Source organism: uncultured Duncaniella sp. (assembly GCF_910577345.1).
Taxonomy (GTDB): Bacteria; Bacteroidota; Bacteroidia; order Bacteroidales; family Muribaculaceae; genus Duncaniella.
In genome coordinates this window covers 1-15,446 of sequence record NZ_CAJTMT010000003.1, presented here as the reverse complement: position 1 = coordinate 15,446, position 15,446 = coordinate 1, and the positions used below count along the sequence as shown (strand labels likewise).

Below are 15,446 nucleotides of genomic sequence, written 5' to 3'. Positions count from 1 at the left end.
GCTCAGCGTGATTTGTGTCGTGCTCGTGAGACGATGTTGATCAGTCTGATGAGGAGTGGTCGAAGTGGGAGCAGACGATGCCATAGCATGAGAAGATGACGGTTGCAAGTCGGATTGATAACGGCTCCGGCTATGTCACATAGGTATGCTTTTTCACGTTGCCTAAGATTGGCCGAACCCATCAGCAGATAATCCGAAGGATCGTTATTGATGGTTTCTCCGGTGAGGTAGTGGAGGAAAATGCCATCAGGATCGGATGTGTGGGCGAGAACGATGTCACCGGGGGCATATCTATCCTTGGCGATTATGGTAACTTGTTGTCCGTTCTTGATGAATGGACGCATACTGTCACCTTTAGCAATGAAAGAGAAGGCCCGGCCCTCCGCAGTGGAGGAGCGGGCCATCTCATATAGTTGTTTCGGATTGACTGATAAGTTCAATTCAAATTATTGTGATTTGTGATTTGTGGTTGAGTCAGATCACAATGTTTATTTGGTGTCGGGAGTAATGATGGCAACACGAGAGAGTGCGGGGTCGTTATAGAACATGTTGCCTACGCCACCCTTCCAGCTTACATTGAGACGGCTTGCGGGAACACCGAATTCATTTCCCAAGATTTTGTCCAGAGGGGAAAAGGTTGCTGTCCTTAAGCCCCCAGAAATCCCCGATTGTTATATCCGATGTGCGTTCAGGTCGTCCAAATGGACAGATATTGCAACTTGGACGGTATGAAATACCATCCATAAACGCACGGTAATACATGTCTTTCCATGGTTCCGACCAGACATCAGCTTTCCATATTTCGCAACCTTTGGATTTGAGACTGAATATGAATGAATTCCCGGCCCGGAAAGATATAGTGTCAATATCCGCGCCGTTTGTTATTGACTTCACATGATCCCGCAGCATTTTTTGAGATGGGGTCCCGTGACAGATGAGGTCGATTGTCAGTAGATTGTCATAATCTCTTCTAAGATAATTTCGTAGGCCGGAAATTTGACATGGCGTCCCGATAAAAGCAACACTACGTCCATTTTTCAAATCTGACTTTACTTGCGAGAATAGTCCGTTGACATTGCTTTGTACGTACTTGGAACCACGCAGTATATTTAGGCGTTCAATGTCGTCGATGCGTACATGGCGTATGTCAAGCCCATTGGCCGCACAACCATACACAACACCCTGGTTCTTTAGGACTTGTCGTCCGATAGCGAATGCGGCTCCTCCTGAAGAACTTCCGCTTTGCTCGGAAGCGTTCTTCATACGGGCCGCGTAGGCATGTAGTGGATATTTGAACGTGGAATTTTCAGTCGGGAACGGGCATACTTTTTCACACGCTCCACATTCAATGCAAATCGTGGAATCTACAACAGGATAAAGGAATCCGGTTGAATCTGATTTCATCTCTATGCATTTGCAAGGGCAAATTTCAGCACAGGCATTGCACCCACAACAGTCACGTTTGTTTTTAGAGGCAACTGACATATAGGAATAATTAAGGGCGGTGTTATTCTGATGATTAAGATGTGTTGGAACTGTCAATTCATCTAAATTAGGTCATAAATGCAGAGACAGTTCAAAGTTTCTGTAGAAATTCTGATGGGATATAAGAGGTGGCTATGGCGCAGATGCCTTGGATTTCAACGACAAATCTTCGGTTGCCTTTTATGCGTTTGATTTCACCGACTGATCCTTTGAGTAATCCGGCTGTGACACGCACCTTGGTTCCGCTTTTGTAAGCCAACTGGTCTGCCGGAAAATACTCCAGGCCTTTTTCTCCCGATGACGAGATGAATATGAATGATTCCATCTCTTGGCGGGGAATGACTGTCAGTTTACGCTTTGACGGGTCTGACTCAAGCGTGCGGAACGCATAGACGGATAGGCTTTTGTCTTGCTCAAGCTCAAGGATTTTCTCCTCAGTTGTGTTAATGAAAATTAAATTGGAAATTGCAGGGACTATTTTGGCTTCAGGTTTGCCGTTTTCTCCCTCTTTCCAACGCGTCAGCACCGGAACATACGTCTCAAAACCAATAGCCTTCAATTTTTGTTCACAGGATAAGGCCCTGTTCCCAAAGACACGAAAGACGTACCAATTATGTTTGTTTTCAAGAGTATTATCGGCCATGGGATGTTCTCTTCACTTTAATTGGGCATAACTCTCCCTCCTTGCCTGTGTGTATTCATTTGAAAGGCAAGCAATTAGCGCTTGTTCGTCTACTATCTAATATATGAGTTTCGAATCGTGCCAAAATTCCTGAACCCAGGACTGTGACATAAGCGTTGGCTTATCTCTGCTTTTAGGGAGTCGTCCAATGCTGCAAAATTACTAAAAATCGCTCTAATGGCCAAGACTTTTTTGACATATTAACAGAGGGCTCTTTTCATGCTGAGATGGACAAGATTGTCGCTCGGTACTATAGTTGGAAATAAGTTTGTAAATGTTAAGAGGACAGATGGAAATGACTGTGGGTAAAAGCCCAGGGAATCAACTTAATATAAGCGTCCTTGCTTTGTGCTCATGAAAATCCATCTGTCCCCTTAAGTTTTTTGTTCTATGCTTCCGCGCGTTCGAGCATTCTGACGTTGTGGCGGAAGATGCGGCGGATTTTGCTCCATTTGGGGATGAAGGCCGAGGGACGGACAGGGCCGTAGCTGACGAGTATGACAGCGAGTGATATGATTCCAGCTATCAGCAGCCATCCATAGATTTCTTTCATGGATACCACGAGGGCCTGCATCTGGACCATACCGTAGATTTCTCCGAGCCGCATCGGATTGACGGCCGGATTGAAATCCGTGATTCCGGCGCTCAGAAGCACGGCGTTTTTAGCCATTACATGCCTCAGAAACTCGCCGATGACAGCAGGTCCGAATGTCGCGCCCATGACTGCGCCGGTGAAACCATTGATGGTCAAGGCTTGGGGGAATACCTGAAACGGCAATCCGCTCTGCACGATTGAGGTGAGGAACACAATCGAGATGATGACCGAGGCCATGCCCCGCACGAAAAGCGGGATGAAGAGCATCTCCTTTTCCACTCCATAGTCAATCAGAAAGTAGAAATAACCGAGATAGACCACGGCTCCGAAAAATCCGATGGCCGTCATGGTCTTGTATCTCCACTTCCGGGTAGCGAAGGTGAAATAGGTCAGCGCAACGCCTGCGATGATTCCGGCAAACACATACCAGTTGAGGTCTATCAGGTTTGTCTCGTCGAAACCGAGGATAGCGGCCGCATAGCTGTGTTCAAACACATGTTCGGTTGCGAGGAGCGTGAAGAACACAAGGTAGATGCAAGTGGCGCGCACGACATTGCGGTTGGTCAGCGCACGGATCGAGACGTATGGATGGTGAAGGAAGGTTGCCCTCCAGAGGTTCAGACCGAAGCAGACCAGGCCGAGGATTGCTGCAAGAATGATTTCCTGCGCTTCCCACCAGTCGTAGAAGTTGCCGTAGACACAGATGAATGTGAAGCATAGCATCGTGACGCTCCAGAGCCCGGCGCCTATCCAGTCGATGCCGAGCAGGGGGATGAAGGGCATACCGTGGAAGGGTTTCACAAAGATAATCACGAGAAGCATCATCAGCAGCAACAGTCCCGTCATCAGCAGATGCATGTATTCCCACTGCGAGAAGAAGGCCGTGTAGATGGTGACGACTCCGCTCAACTGGATTGCTCCGTCGACAACGAGGTAGACATAGCAGAAGAATATCGCCATGTCGCGCACCGGTGTGAGCCATAGCTGTATGGTCGAGTTGCAGGCGAAGGTTGCCCACATGCGGAACCATCCGGCCACGAAGCAGGTGGCGACAAGGAGAGGCACGCAACGGGTGTGGGCACAAATCATGTTGGCTGCAATAAGCACCGCGCAGCAGAGGAGCAGGCTGAAACGGTTGGAATACCTGAATTTCAACCTGAACATCACCGCGAAGTTGATGGACATGCCGACGAGCTGCGCATATCCGGCCATGAGTATGTCCTCCTGCATCAGTGCCGTTGTCCCGACCATGTCGGTCGCGGCGGCGAGATAGACACCTCCCGAGAACTGGATGATGAGTACGAAGAGGATGAAAAACCACGGTTTCAGCCGTCGTGGAATGTAGTTCGGGATGTCAGGGATGTCAAATTTTCCCTGAGGAACATGCCAGTCACCCATATCAGTATTTCACCTCACATTCCACGTTCATTCCGGCGCTCAGACGGGCCATATCTTCCGGCTTGTTGTCGGATGTGAACTCGATTCTTACAGGTATGCGCTGCTGCACCTTCACGAAATTTCCCGCCGAGTTGTCCTGCGGCAGGAGCGAGAGGCTTGCTCCGGTTGCCTTTGAAAGCGATACGACCTGACCGTTGAAGATGACACCGGGAATTGCGTCTACCTTGATTTCCACCTTATTTCCGGGTTTGATATTCGCAGTCTGGGTCTCCTTATAGTTGGCGGTTACCCATACGTCGGTCGAGTCAATGATGTCGAGGAGTGTCTGTCCGGGTTGCACGAGCTGTCCAACCTGAATCTCCTTGCGCGAGGTGAAGCCGTCGCAGGGAGCAACGATGACAGTGTAGGAGAGGTTGAGTTCGGCGGTTTCGAGCAGGGCCTTTGTCAACTCGATTCCGGCATCGCTCTGTGCAATGCGCTGGCGTGTCTCGGTGACTACCGATGAGGTTGCCGACCGCTGACGTGCAAGCATCTCATACCGGGCCTTCTTGGCCTCATAGTCGGTTTTGACTCCGTCGTATTGCTGACGTGTCACGGCATCGTTTTCAAGCAGTTTTGTATAGCGTTTGAGATCGGTGGCTGCATTGTCCATCAGCACTTTTGCCTCTGCAATCGAAGCTTCGCTGACAGCCATGTTGGCCGAAGCGACCCCTACGCTGCGGTCGGCGACATCACGTCCGGCAAGCGCATTCTGATAGTCGGCCTTTGCCTGAGCCACGCGCAGGCGCATGTCGGCATCGTCGATTATCACGAGTGTGTCACCCTTCTTCACCTGTTCATACTCCTTGAAACGAATCTCTTTGATATAGCCTTGCACACGGCTGTTGACCGGAACAATCTGCTGGCACACCTGTGCGTTGTCAGTGAACTCTACATTACCGAGATGGACGAATTTGCTGCATATCCAGGCGATGGCTGCGACGATGATGATGAGAACGATGACGTATGAGATGATTTTTTTTGCTCTGTGGTTCATATCTTTCCTGAAGTGAATAGAAGTTTGTAATAATAGTAGATGATGTTGATGCGGGCATTGACGAGCTGCTGCTCGGCATCAAGTTTTGAATTGGCGGCGTCGAGCATGTCGGTGATGAGTGCCATGTCAGCCGAATAACGGGTTGAGGTGGTGTGATAGTTACGTTCGGCGAGTTCCACGCTCTTCATCTGCGTTTTCAGCTCCTCGTATGCTTCGAGATAGCTGACGTAGTCACTGCTGACGGCCAGACGGATGTTTTCGCGTGTGGCATCAAGTTCTTCCGAGGCTTTGCGTGTGGCTATTTTGCTCTTGGCAAGCGATTTGTTGGTCTTATAAAGTGACGACAGATTGTAGCTCACGCCTACCCCGACATACCAGTAGCTGAGATTGCGGTTGATAGGTGGTATCTCAACGAGAATCGGGCCGTCGATGGTCCATGCGGCCTGCAGGCCTATTTTGGGAAGTTTGTCGGCCTTTACAAGCGACTCTGCAACCTTGCTTATCTCCTCTCCTGACCGGGCAAGCTTCAGAGCCGGAGCGTTGGAGCTTGCTTCCTGTTGCCACCATGCTTCGCCGTCGGTCGGGAGTGAGCGCGAGAGGATGGTGCTGTCGGGGATAACCTTGGTTTCGTCGGGCAAGCCGGCCGTGACGACTAGGTTGCGGTTCAGGATGTCGATGACATTATTGATTTTGATGAGTTGCAGTTCGAGGTTGGACACGAGGAGTTCGTAGCGGGTGATGTCGTTGCGGAGCGCTGTCCCTTGCTCATAGCGTGCGTTCATTTCCGCAAGCACCTGACGCGCCTGCGAAATGTTTTGTTCGACCACATTGCGCAGATTCGTGTATTTGTAGATGTCGAGGTAGAACCCTGTGAGCTGAAAGCGGATATTGTCGCGCTTGAACTCTGCGGCATAGCGGGCGGCGGTGGATTTGAGTTCCGCCATCTTTATGGCGTTGGTCACGGCGCCGCCTGTGTAGACCGGTTGGCTTACGTTGACGCCTGCACCGCTGCCGAAGTGGGGGATAGGTGCCTTTTCGTAGCCTGAGAAATTGCGCTTTGTGATGAATCCGTCGCCGATATAGCTGAAGTTGAGGTTGGCGTTGATTTCCGGAAGACGGCCGTTTTGAGCGACTGAAATCTCTTTCTCAGCTTCCTCGACGGCTGTGAGTGACGGGCGCAGTTGCGCGCTGTTTGCCTCGGCCGCTGCGAAAATCTCATCAAGCGTGATGACAGCGGGAGACGAACCTCGTGCGCACACTCCACCGCTCAACAGGGTTGCCACGAGCAGCCCTGTGAGCAATCTTGGATTGTTCATAAGGTAGATTGGATAGAAAATATGTGATTAGTGATTGTTGCGTTTTTCAGCCACCTTGCATCATATAGATTATTGGATATATAAGGTGGCGAACCGACCTCTTGGCCGGTTCATGTAAGTAGAGATTATTGCGTACTTTTCCAGTTCTCTTTGTACGCGAAATTTCTGACGGCTGCCGGTATCTCACCGGCGAAATGTGATATCTGGTTCATAAGCGGCGGTCTGTGTGACCGTGGTGCAAAGGTACAAAAAATTGGCTGAAAAACCATAAAATAATTTTTTTGATAATGGGTCATCGAGATTGAATCCAATACCTAAAAGTAGGGTGTAAGTCACGGATTTGTACTCAGAATGTGAAATTTTGTCTACAGATAACCTTGAATTTCATTATTTTTGGGTATGGCGCGGACGGCAGGATGGCACTACCTTTGCATAGGTGAAAAAGGACACCTTAATATGTTAAGATGGAAAAGCAGCGAGCATACGGTCCGCATCATAGGATGAGGGAAATAATCATTGACAATAACTTATTGCTTATGGCGATAAGCCGCTTCGACATTGCGTTCGGGTTCGGCGACGGGACCATCAAGGAAATATGTGAGAAACACAACGTTGATGTCGACACATTCCTTGCTGTCTCCAATCTCCTGAGCGGTAAACCCTTCTCTGATTTCGGGATTTCACTCCCGACGCTCATGGGCTACCTCCGTCACGCCCACTCATCGTTTGTCGAATTCATTCTTCCGGCCATACGCCGTAAGCTGATAGAGGCCATAAATTATTCCGACACAAACGATGTCGCTTTCCTTCTGATGAAATTCTATGATGACTATGTTGTCGAGGTGCGCCGTCACATGGACTATGAGAATGAATACATATTCTCCTACGTCGACAAACTCCTCGAAGGCAAGATTGACGAGGAATTCAGCATATCGGAATTCTCGTTGAACCACAGCCACATGGCCTCGAAGCTTAACGAACTCAAGGATATATTCATCTATTCCTACAATCAGCGTGACAACGATCTCCTAAGCAGCGCCCTCCACGACATAATCGGTTGCGAACGCGATCTGATGGCTCATTTTGAGGTTGAGACAAATCTCTTTGTCCCCGCTGTCGAGGATCTTGAGAAACGCTTGCGTTCGCAACTGGCCGTCATGGAGAGTCCGAAGCAGCAGGACGAGTCTGAAAAAGATTCTCAGCTTGATTCGCTGAGCGACCGCGAGAAGGATATTATAAAGTGTGTGGCCTACGGATTGTCAAACAAGGAAATTGCTGATAAACTCTGTCTGTCCATCCACACAATCACCACCCATCGTCGCAACCTTAGCGCCAAACTCGGCATCCATTCCCCTGCCGGCCTCACGATCTTCGCCATTCTCCATCATCTTGTCGAGCTTAAGGATGTCAATCCCCATCAATAGGTTTTGACTGTGTCGGGAAGGCGGGGACTTCACATAATTGCGGACTTGCTTACCAATATTGTCTGATATTGCGGCGGATTGAATGAGAAGGACTATCTTTGTAAAAGATTCAACACTCATCAATATTTACCCGTCACCCACATGGAGAATAATAAAGTCATTAATCTCGATTCGATAGATGCCTATAACAAAATCTATGGTCTGACCACACGCCATCCTCTCGTGACAGTCATTGATTTGAAGAAAGCTACACGGTCGATCAACAATGTCAGGATAAACTATGGTGTCTATGCGCTCTTTTTGAAAAATGGCATCAGTTGCACCCTCAAATATGGCCGTAAGCATTACGACTATCAGGAAGGCTCGATTGTCAGCTTCTCGCCGGGGCGTGTGATTGATGTGTCGATGGATAAGGTCGAGACCGCTCCCGATGTTGTCGGGCTCATGTTTCATCCGGACCTCATCTATGGCACACCTCTGGGCGATAAGATTTCATCGTTCACATTTTTCGACTATTCCCAGATGGAGGCGTTGCATCTCTCGGAGGACGAACGCGCCATCTTCCTTGACTGCCTCGCGAAGATAGATGCCGAGCTTGACCATCCCGTCGACCATCATTCGGCCTCGCTTCTGTCGGCCAACATCCAGCTTCTCCTCGAATATCTCCATCGCTTCTACGACCGTCAGTTCATCACACGCCACAAGGTCAATTCCGATGTTGTCCGTCAGTTCGAACAGCGTCTGAAAAAGTATTATGAGAGCGGTGAGTCTGTCACAGTGATGCCCAACGTCTCATATTTCGCCGAACAGGCTAACCTCTCGCCCGGCTATTTCGGCGATCTCATCCGCAAGGAGACCGGAAAGACACCGAAGGAAATCATAACCCTCCACATGATCGGAGTTGCAAAACAGCGCCTCGCAGCTTCAGCCGAGGATGTCAGCCTCATAGCCTATTCCCTCGGCTTTGACTACCCGGCCCACTTTTCGCGCATGTTCAAGCGGGTGACCGGCCAGACCCCCAGCGCCTACCGCGAGTCGTTGAACCTCAACTGATCCAGATGGCACTTGCTTTATCCCCAAATTATGATATTTTTAATTATAAATGAATTCAAGAATCATGTTTTTTTGTAAATTTGCAGGAGTTAACTTTAATATCTGAACATAGCACAAATCTACCACATGGAAAGCAAGAATTCATTTGCCATGAGCCGTAATCATCTTGAACGGACTCTTGGAAAGGCTTCCGCTGATTTTACGCGGGCCGACATCATCGAATATATCAGCCGCGAAGGAATTGAGATGGTCAATTTCATGTATGTTGCCGCCGACGGCCGTCTGAAGACCCTCAATTTCGTCATCAATTCGCTCGAATATCTTGAGACCATTCTCTCGACAGGTGAACGCGTCGACGGCTCGAGCCTCTTCCCCTTCATCGAGGCCGGACGTAGCGACCTCTATGTCATTCCCCGCTATTCATCCGCATTCCGCGACCCGTTTGCCGAGATTCCTACACTGACTCTTCTGTGCAGTTACTTCGACAAAGATGGTATGCCCCTCGACTCTGATCCCCGCCAGATTCTCGAACGTGCCTGCAAGGAGTTCAAGGAGGTGTCCGGACTGGAGTTCGAGTGTATGGGTGAGCTTGAATTTTATGTCATCGGTACCGATCCCGGCACCTTCCCTGCCACTGACCAGAAGGGCTATCATGAGTCGGCTCCTTTCGCCAAGTTCAACGATTTCCGCACAAAAGCCATGTCGCTCATCGCTTCGACTGGCGGTCAGATTAAATACGGACACTCCGAGGTGGGCAATTTCAAACACAACTCTCTCATCTATGAGCAGAACGAGATTGAATTCCTCCCGAATCCCGCTCTCCGCGCTGCTGATCAGCTTTTGCTTGCGAAGTGGATTATCCGTGAACTTGCTGCAAAAGAGGGTCTTGACATTACCTTCGCACCCAAAATCACTGTCGGAAAAGCCGGTTCAGGTTTCCATATCCACATGCGCATGATGAAGGACGGTCACAACGTCACTCAGAACGCGCAGCGCGAACTCAGCGACGAGGCTCGCCGTGTGATTGCCGGTCTGATGATTCTCGCACCCTCAATCACTGCTTTCGGCAACAAGAATCCGACAAGCTACATGCGCCTCGTTCCTCACCAGGAAGCGCCCACCAACATCTGCTGGGGCGACCGCAACCGCTCTGTCCTTGTCCGCGTTCCGCTTGGCTGGACCTCCGGCAAGGATATGTGTGTGCAGGTCAATCCCGCCGATCGCTGCGAAATGGAAACATTCGCAAAGCAGACCTTCGAAATGCGTTCACCCGACTGCTCGGCCAATGTCTATGAGCTTCTCGCCGCTCTCTGTGTCGGTGCCCGTCTCGGCTTCGAGATGGACGAGAAAGAGGCGCTCGACATTGCGAAACGCACTTACGTCGATGTCAATATCCACGCCAAGGAGAACGCCTCGCGTCTCGCCGGTCTCGAAACTCTCCCCACATGCTGTGTCGAGTCAGCCGATTGTCTCGAACGCCAGCGCGCCATCTATGAATCGCGCAATGTGTTCTCGCCCGCGATGATTGACGATGTCATCAAGCAGTTGCGCGCATTCGATGACAAGAATCTCGCACAGCAACTGAAAACTGATCCCGTAGAACTCCAGAAGCTCGTCAGCCGTTACTTCTATTGCGGCTAAGGGTATGCCTGAAGGCATACACCATGCTTCCGGAACAATTACCAATCCACTAACGTAACATCAATTTGCCCATGTCCTCACCTGCACAACGCATCCAACAGCTCCGTGATGAGCTCAACAGCCACAACCACGCCTACTATGTCGACAACCGTCCCGTCATCAGCGACTATGATTATGACATGCTGATGAAGGAACTTGAAAAACTGGAGGCGGAACATCCGGAACTCGACGACCCGTTTTCGCCAACCCATCGTGTCGGTTCCGACATCACGAAAGGTTTCGAGCAGGTGGCACACGAACGTCCGATGCTCTCGCTCAGCAACACATACAGTGTCGAGGAGGTCGACGAGTGGGTGCGCCGTTGCAATGATTCGCTCGGAAATCCCGACGGACTGAAGTCCATCCCGATTGTCGGGGAGATGAAATTCGACGGCACGAGCATCTCGCTCATCTATGAGGGCGGCCGTCTGGTGCGCGCAGTGACCCGTGGCGACGGAGAGAAGGGCGATGATGTGACGGAAAACATCAAGACCATCCGCAGTATCCCTCTCGTGCTTCACGGCGAGGGATACCCGGAGCGGTTTGAAATCAGAGGAGAGATTGTGCTTCCTTGGAAGGCTTTCGACCGTCTGAACGAGGAGCGTGCCTTCAATGAGGAGCCGCTTTTCGCCAATCCGCGCAACGCCGCAGCCGGTACGCTGAAAATGCAGAATGCCGCCGAGGTCTCGCGCCGCGGACTGGACGCTTATTTCTACTATCTGCTTGCCGATGAACTGCCTTGCGACAATCACTATGACAATATGCTGATGGCGCGCAAGTGGGGATTCAAGGTGAGCCATCTGATGACGCTCATGGACGACATTTCCGAAGTCGACGAGTTCATCAAGCGCCTCGATGTCGAGCGCAAGGAGTTGCCGGTGGCGACAGACGGTCTTGTGTTCAAGGTCAACAATCTGCGTCAGCAGCTCAACCTCGGTTACACGTCGAAATCACCCCGATGGGCGATTGCCTATAAGTTTGCAGCCGAAAGGGCATTGACCCGTCTGCGCTTCGTGTCGTTTGAAGTGGGCCGCATGGGCATCGTCACTCCTGTGGCGAATCTCGAACCGGTCTTGCTGTCGGGCACGATTGTCAAACGCGCGTCGCTCCACAACGAGGATATTGTCAAGACTCTCGGCATTCATGAGGGGGATATGCTCTATGTCGAAAAGGGTGGTGAGATTATCCCGAAGATTACAGGAGTGGATACGGCAGCCCGCGAACCCGATGCGGCTCCGGTGAAGTTCATCACCCACTGTCCGGATTGCGGGACACCTTTGGTGCGCATTCCCGGCGAAGCTGCATGGCAGTGTCCCAACAAATATGGTTGCCGTCCGCAGATTATTGGCCGTTTGGAGCATTATGTTGGCCGTCACGCAATGGACATCGACGGTGTGGGCGAAGAGAATGCCGCCTTGCTCTACGATGCAGGACTTGTGCGTGACATTGCTGATTTCTATACTCTTAAGGCTGCCGACCTTGAAGCGCTCGAACGCGTCGGTCCGCGCACGGCTCAGAGGATTCTCGAAGGTGTCGAGGCATCGAAGTCGGTGCCGTTTGACCGAGTAATCTATTCATTGTCAATTCCATTTGTGGGTGAGACGGTTGCCCGTAAGCTTGCGAGAGGGACTGGAGACATTGACACACTCATGTCGATGAGCCGAGATGAGCTTGTGGCTATCGACGACATCGGACCGCGTATTGCCGATGCTGTAATCGAGTATTTCTGTGTGCCTTCCAACAAGGTTATTGTCGAACGCTTGCGCGAGGCAGGGCTGCAGATGGCTCTTCCGGAGGAGGATAAGTCGGACCGCACTGACCTTTTGAGTGGTAAGACAATCGTGATAAGCGGTGTGTTCTCCAAACATTCGCGAGAGGAATACAAGGAGATGATTGAGAAAAACGGAGGCAAGAATTCCGGCTCGATTTCCAAGAAGACAAGTTTTGTCCTTGCAGGTGACAATATGGGTCCCTCCAAGCTCGAAAAAGCGCGTTCGCTCGGAATTCCTGTCATTGATGAGAATGAGTTTTTGGCAATGATCGGAAAATAAGGCGCTGTATTTTTGTCTTTTTGATACAAAAGCACAAAAGAGCATAAGCGACAAAAGATATATAGTTTTCTGCAAGACTGATAGTTGTCTTCGGAATCCTTACTATATTCTTTTGTCGCTTATGCTCTTTTGTGTCTATGCTTTTGCATTATCGCACCTTTTTGGGGAAATCGCGGATTAATTTTGCATTATTAAACACCCTCTAATAATCTGTAAAATTGAAAATGCCATGAACAAGAAGGAGATGACAGTAAAAGAATTTGCTATCTCGGCAGGCAAAACCTTGCCGAAAACCGCCAAACTGCGTAAAGAGGCGAAACCGAAGTGGGATAAACCTGTTTCGCGGGCTTTTTACGAGAAATTGAAACTTAAGGTTGCAGCCATCTACAAGTCCTTGGGCTATATGCCGCAATGGACTTCGGAAATCATGGAATATGTCGATTTGTATCTTCGTGACGGTACGCGCCCGACACGTCAATGGAGATGCGAGGAGCAGATTCTGGCGATATTCTATTGCCTGAAACATGACATTGATGCGGCCATTCACCGCTCGGCCGAATGTCGGCGACGCGCGGCTGAACGCCGTGCGTTGAAGTCTGCCGCCAAGGCATTTTCCGGGCAATCGCAAGGCGAATCGATTGGCGGCAATCAGTTAGCGCCTGTTGAGGAATGCACAAACTCTTCAACGGAGATTACCTCTGCCATCAATACGAACAAAAACTGTCCCCCGGAAGTGGAGAACAGTTTATGTGAAGGGGACTTAAGGCGGTCAGATTTTAGAGCGCCTCCTCAATCATAGCACGAAGTTTTTTCTCCGTCTTTTCCGGCTGGATGATGTCGAATCCGGAATAAGCATTGCGGACAATACCGTCACGGTCAATGAGGACAAAAACAGGCGTGATTCCAAGTGAGAAATATTCATGGAAATGGTTGTTGTCGCGCATCAGAGGAAATTCAAGATTGTGTTTTTGCTTATATCTTTCGATTGCTTCAATCTGACTGTCGGCCTCCCTCATTACACCGAGAACATGGAGTCCCTTGTCGGCATAATCTTTCGCAAAAGAATTGATTACCGGATAAGAGGTGATACATGGACCGCAGCTTGTCGAGGTGAACAGCAGGAATACCGGGTGGCCGATATGTTGAGTCAGTGAGAGTGTTGTGCGGTCTGAAACGAGAAGGGTGTCGGAGGGAGCAGGCTGCCCGCTTATTCTTGCAAATTGTTCCTTTAGCAGAGTTCTCATACTTTTTTCCTGTCCGTCGGGTTCCGGCAAGTCGGGGATATGGTCTGCAACGGAAAATGATTCCGCAGGGAATGGATTCAGACTGACGTTGTAACACTCATCCACCCAGCGTTGCTGCGGATGTCCCATCAGGTAGGAAATCCGATCGGGAAGATGGGTTGATTTCTGAATCCGCAGGCGAAAATGAGAGGTTGGGTATGGCAATGACGGCATTTGGTATGGCTTTCCAAAGAATGCTATCTGTTGGAATTCACGGATTTTACCGTCGATAATCCAGTAGTCGCCACCGTCTTCCAATTCAAGTTGAAGCTTGGGGTTAGGCGAGAGAAAATAGTCGACCAATGAAGTCGCAAAATTGAAGAATGGTGGTTTTGCGGTTTTGATGCCGTTAAATCCGATAGGAATGGATTTTGAAATATATTTATCTTGTTGCAGATAGTAGCTGTATTCACCGTCATACGCATGGTAAAAATTTCCGTTGGGATAATATTCGACCATCATGGCGTTGCGGGCGGTATCGGCCGGATTCTCACATTCGAGACAATGGAAATACTTTTTTGAATAGTAGAAAGAATCGGTAGGCTCATAATACATTTCTCTGGAATAGTCATAGCTTGCCGTGTGAATGCCTTTCAAAATCTCAGCGGTTTTTTGCAGGATAGCCGTGGTCTGATCGCTTTCTGTCCGGCTGAATACCGATGGCGCGGTTGCAAGCAGCACGGCCAGAATAATAATAGTTCTTTTCATGGTGAAATTAATAATGTGACGGGAATATTGTGTAAACGAAATAAATTTACGCGGTAAAATTAATAAATATGATTTAATTTTGCAACTATAATTTGATTTAGTGCAAGTCGTAATTATGGTGTATTAAATCCGTCAACATCTGAAAAGGGTACATAAAGACAGAGGGTCAGAAGATACAAAAAGATTAATTTTCAATAAGTTATACTCCTGTTGCTATCATATAACAAATTTATTATATCGCTTCAAGCTAATGCAGAACGCGTTATAGGGACTTTTGTTTATTCTGTTCTATCATAAAACAATTTGTTGTATCGCTTTAAGCTAATGCAGAACGTGTTATAGGGACTTTTGTATCTCTTTTCATCTTACATGAACCGGATTTTCGGATTGAACCTTTAATTTTGGAAATATTATTTTATTATCATACCGTATGGCAACCGGTAAGCAGTGAAGTTGCATTATGTCATCTTGCCGGATGGCAGTCTGTAAGCTGCCATCCGGCAAGTAGTGAGGCGAAGTTATGTCATAGCCTTGCCGGATGGCAACCGGCAAGCAGAGAGGCAGCATTGTGTTATCACCTTGCCGGATGGCAGTTTGTAAGCAGAAAAGCTGTATTATGTCATCTCCCTTGCCGGATGGCAGCCTGTAAGCTGCGTAGCAGCGATGCGGTGGTAGCCCCTCATCGAGCGGAAACGCAATGAAGCCCGTAGGGCGAAATTGCGTTCCGCGAAGGTG

At 49.4% G+C, this 15,446-nt stretch carries 13 protein-coding genes; 5 read left to right on the top strand and 8 right to left on the bottom strand.

Annotated features, from left to right (window positions below):
• Positions 1 to 2: 2 nt before the first annotated feature.
• From QZ310_RS02060 to QZ310_RS02030, 7 genes are all read right to left on the bottom strand, one after another.
• The gene (locus QZ310_RS02060) at positions 3 to 404 is read right to left on the bottom strand and encodes a S24/S26 family peptidase (RefSeq protein ID WP_297069862.1); all 402 of its coding nucleotides are present in this window, start codon (positions 402 to 404) and stop codon (positions 3 to 5) included.
• Between the two features lie 84 nt (positions 405 to 488).
• Positions 489 to 614, bottom strand: coding sequence for a hypothetical protein (locus tag QZ310_RS02055; protein ID WP_297069861.1), 126 nt, complete (start codon positions 612 to 614; stop codon positions 489 to 491).
• A complete protein-coding gene (locus QZ310_RS02050; RefSeq protein WP_366141984.1) occupies positions 604 to 1,485 on the bottom strand; it encodes a Coenzyme F420 hydrogenase/dehydrogenase, beta subunit C-terminal domain in 882 nt (293 codons plus the stop codon). Before QZ310_RS02050 ends, QZ310_RS02055 begins: the two co-directional genes overlap by 11 nt.
• 91 nt (positions 1,486 to 1,576) lie before the next feature.
• Positions 1,577 to 2,128, bottom strand: coding sequence for a UpxY family transcription antiterminator (locus QZ310_RS02045; protein ID WP_297069857.1), 552 nt, complete (start codon positions 2,126 to 2,128; stop codon positions 1,577 to 1,579).
• A 427-nt stretch (positions 2,129 to 2,555) separates the two neighbouring features.
• Positions 2,556 to 4,160 (bottom strand): hypothetical protein, encoded by a 1,605-nt coding sequence (locus QZ310_RS02040; RefSeq protein ID WP_297069855.1) that lies wholly within the window; start codon positions 4,158 to 4,160, stop codon positions 2,556 to 2,558.
• A 1-nt stretch (position 4,161) separates the two neighbouring features.
• Positions 4,162 to 5,196, bottom strand: a complete 1,035-nt coding sequence (locus QZ310_RS02035; protein WP_297069853.1) for an HlyD family secretion protein — start codon at positions 5,194 to 5,196, stop codon at positions 4,162 to 4,164.
• Positions 5,193 to 6,512: a TolC family protein gene (locus QZ310_RS02030; protein ID WP_297069851.1), complete on the bottom strand. Its 1,320-nt coding sequence runs from the start codon at positions 6,510 to 6,512 to the stop codon at positions 5,193 to 5,195. The genes QZ310_RS02035 and QZ310_RS02030 overlap by 4 nt, the downstream gene beginning before the upstream one ends.
• 536 nt (positions 6,513 to 7,048) lie before the next feature.
• Here QZ310_RS02030 and QZ310_RS02025 point away from each other — a divergent pair.
• From QZ310_RS02025 to QZ310_RS02005, 5 genes are all read left to right on the top strand, one after another.
• The gene (locus QZ310_RS02025; protein WP_297069849.1) at positions 7,049 to 7,936 is read left to right on the top strand and encodes a helix-turn-helix transcriptional regulator; all 888 of its coding nucleotides are present in this window, start codon (positions 7,049 to 7,051) and stop codon (positions 7,934 to 7,936) included.
• A 141-nt stretch (positions 7,937 to 8,077) separates the two neighbouring features.
• On the top strand, positions 8,078 to 8,989 hold the full coding sequence (locus QZ310_RS02020) for an AraC family transcriptional regulator (RefSeq protein WP_297069847.1): 912 nt from the start codon (positions 8,078 to 8,080) through the stop codon (positions 8,987 to 8,989).
• A 126-nt stretch (positions 8,990 to 9,115) separates the two neighbouring features.
• Positions 9,116 to 10,630: a glutamine synthetase family protein gene (locus QZ310_RS02015; RefSeq protein WP_297069845.1), complete on the top strand. Its 1,515-nt coding sequence runs from the start codon at positions 9,116 to 9,118 to the stop codon at positions 10,628 to 10,630.
• A 71-nt stretch (positions 10,631 to 10,701) separates the two neighbouring features.
• Entirely contained in the window at positions 10,702 to 12,720 is a 2,019-nt protein-coding gene (gene ligA / locus QZ310_RS02010) for an NAD-dependent DNA ligase LigA (protein ID WP_297069843.1), read from the top strand.
• A 229-nt stretch (positions 12,721 to 12,949) separates the two neighbouring features.
• Positions 12,950 to 13,519, top strand: a complete 570-nt coding sequence (locus QZ310_RS02005) for a hypothetical protein (RefSeq protein ID WP_297069841.1) — start codon at positions 12,950 to 12,952, stop codon at positions 13,517 to 13,519.
• Here QZ310_RS02005 and QZ310_RS02000 read toward each other — a convergent pair.
• Positions 13,497 to 14,711, bottom strand: coding sequence for a TlpA disulfide reductase family protein (locus tag QZ310_RS02000; protein ID WP_297069839.1), 1,215 nt, complete (start codon positions 14,709 to 14,711; stop codon positions 13,497 to 13,499). The two genes, QZ310_RS02005 and QZ310_RS02000, sit on opposite strands and share 23 nt — an antisense overlap.
• Positions 14,712 to 15,446: the final 735 nt, after the last annotated feature.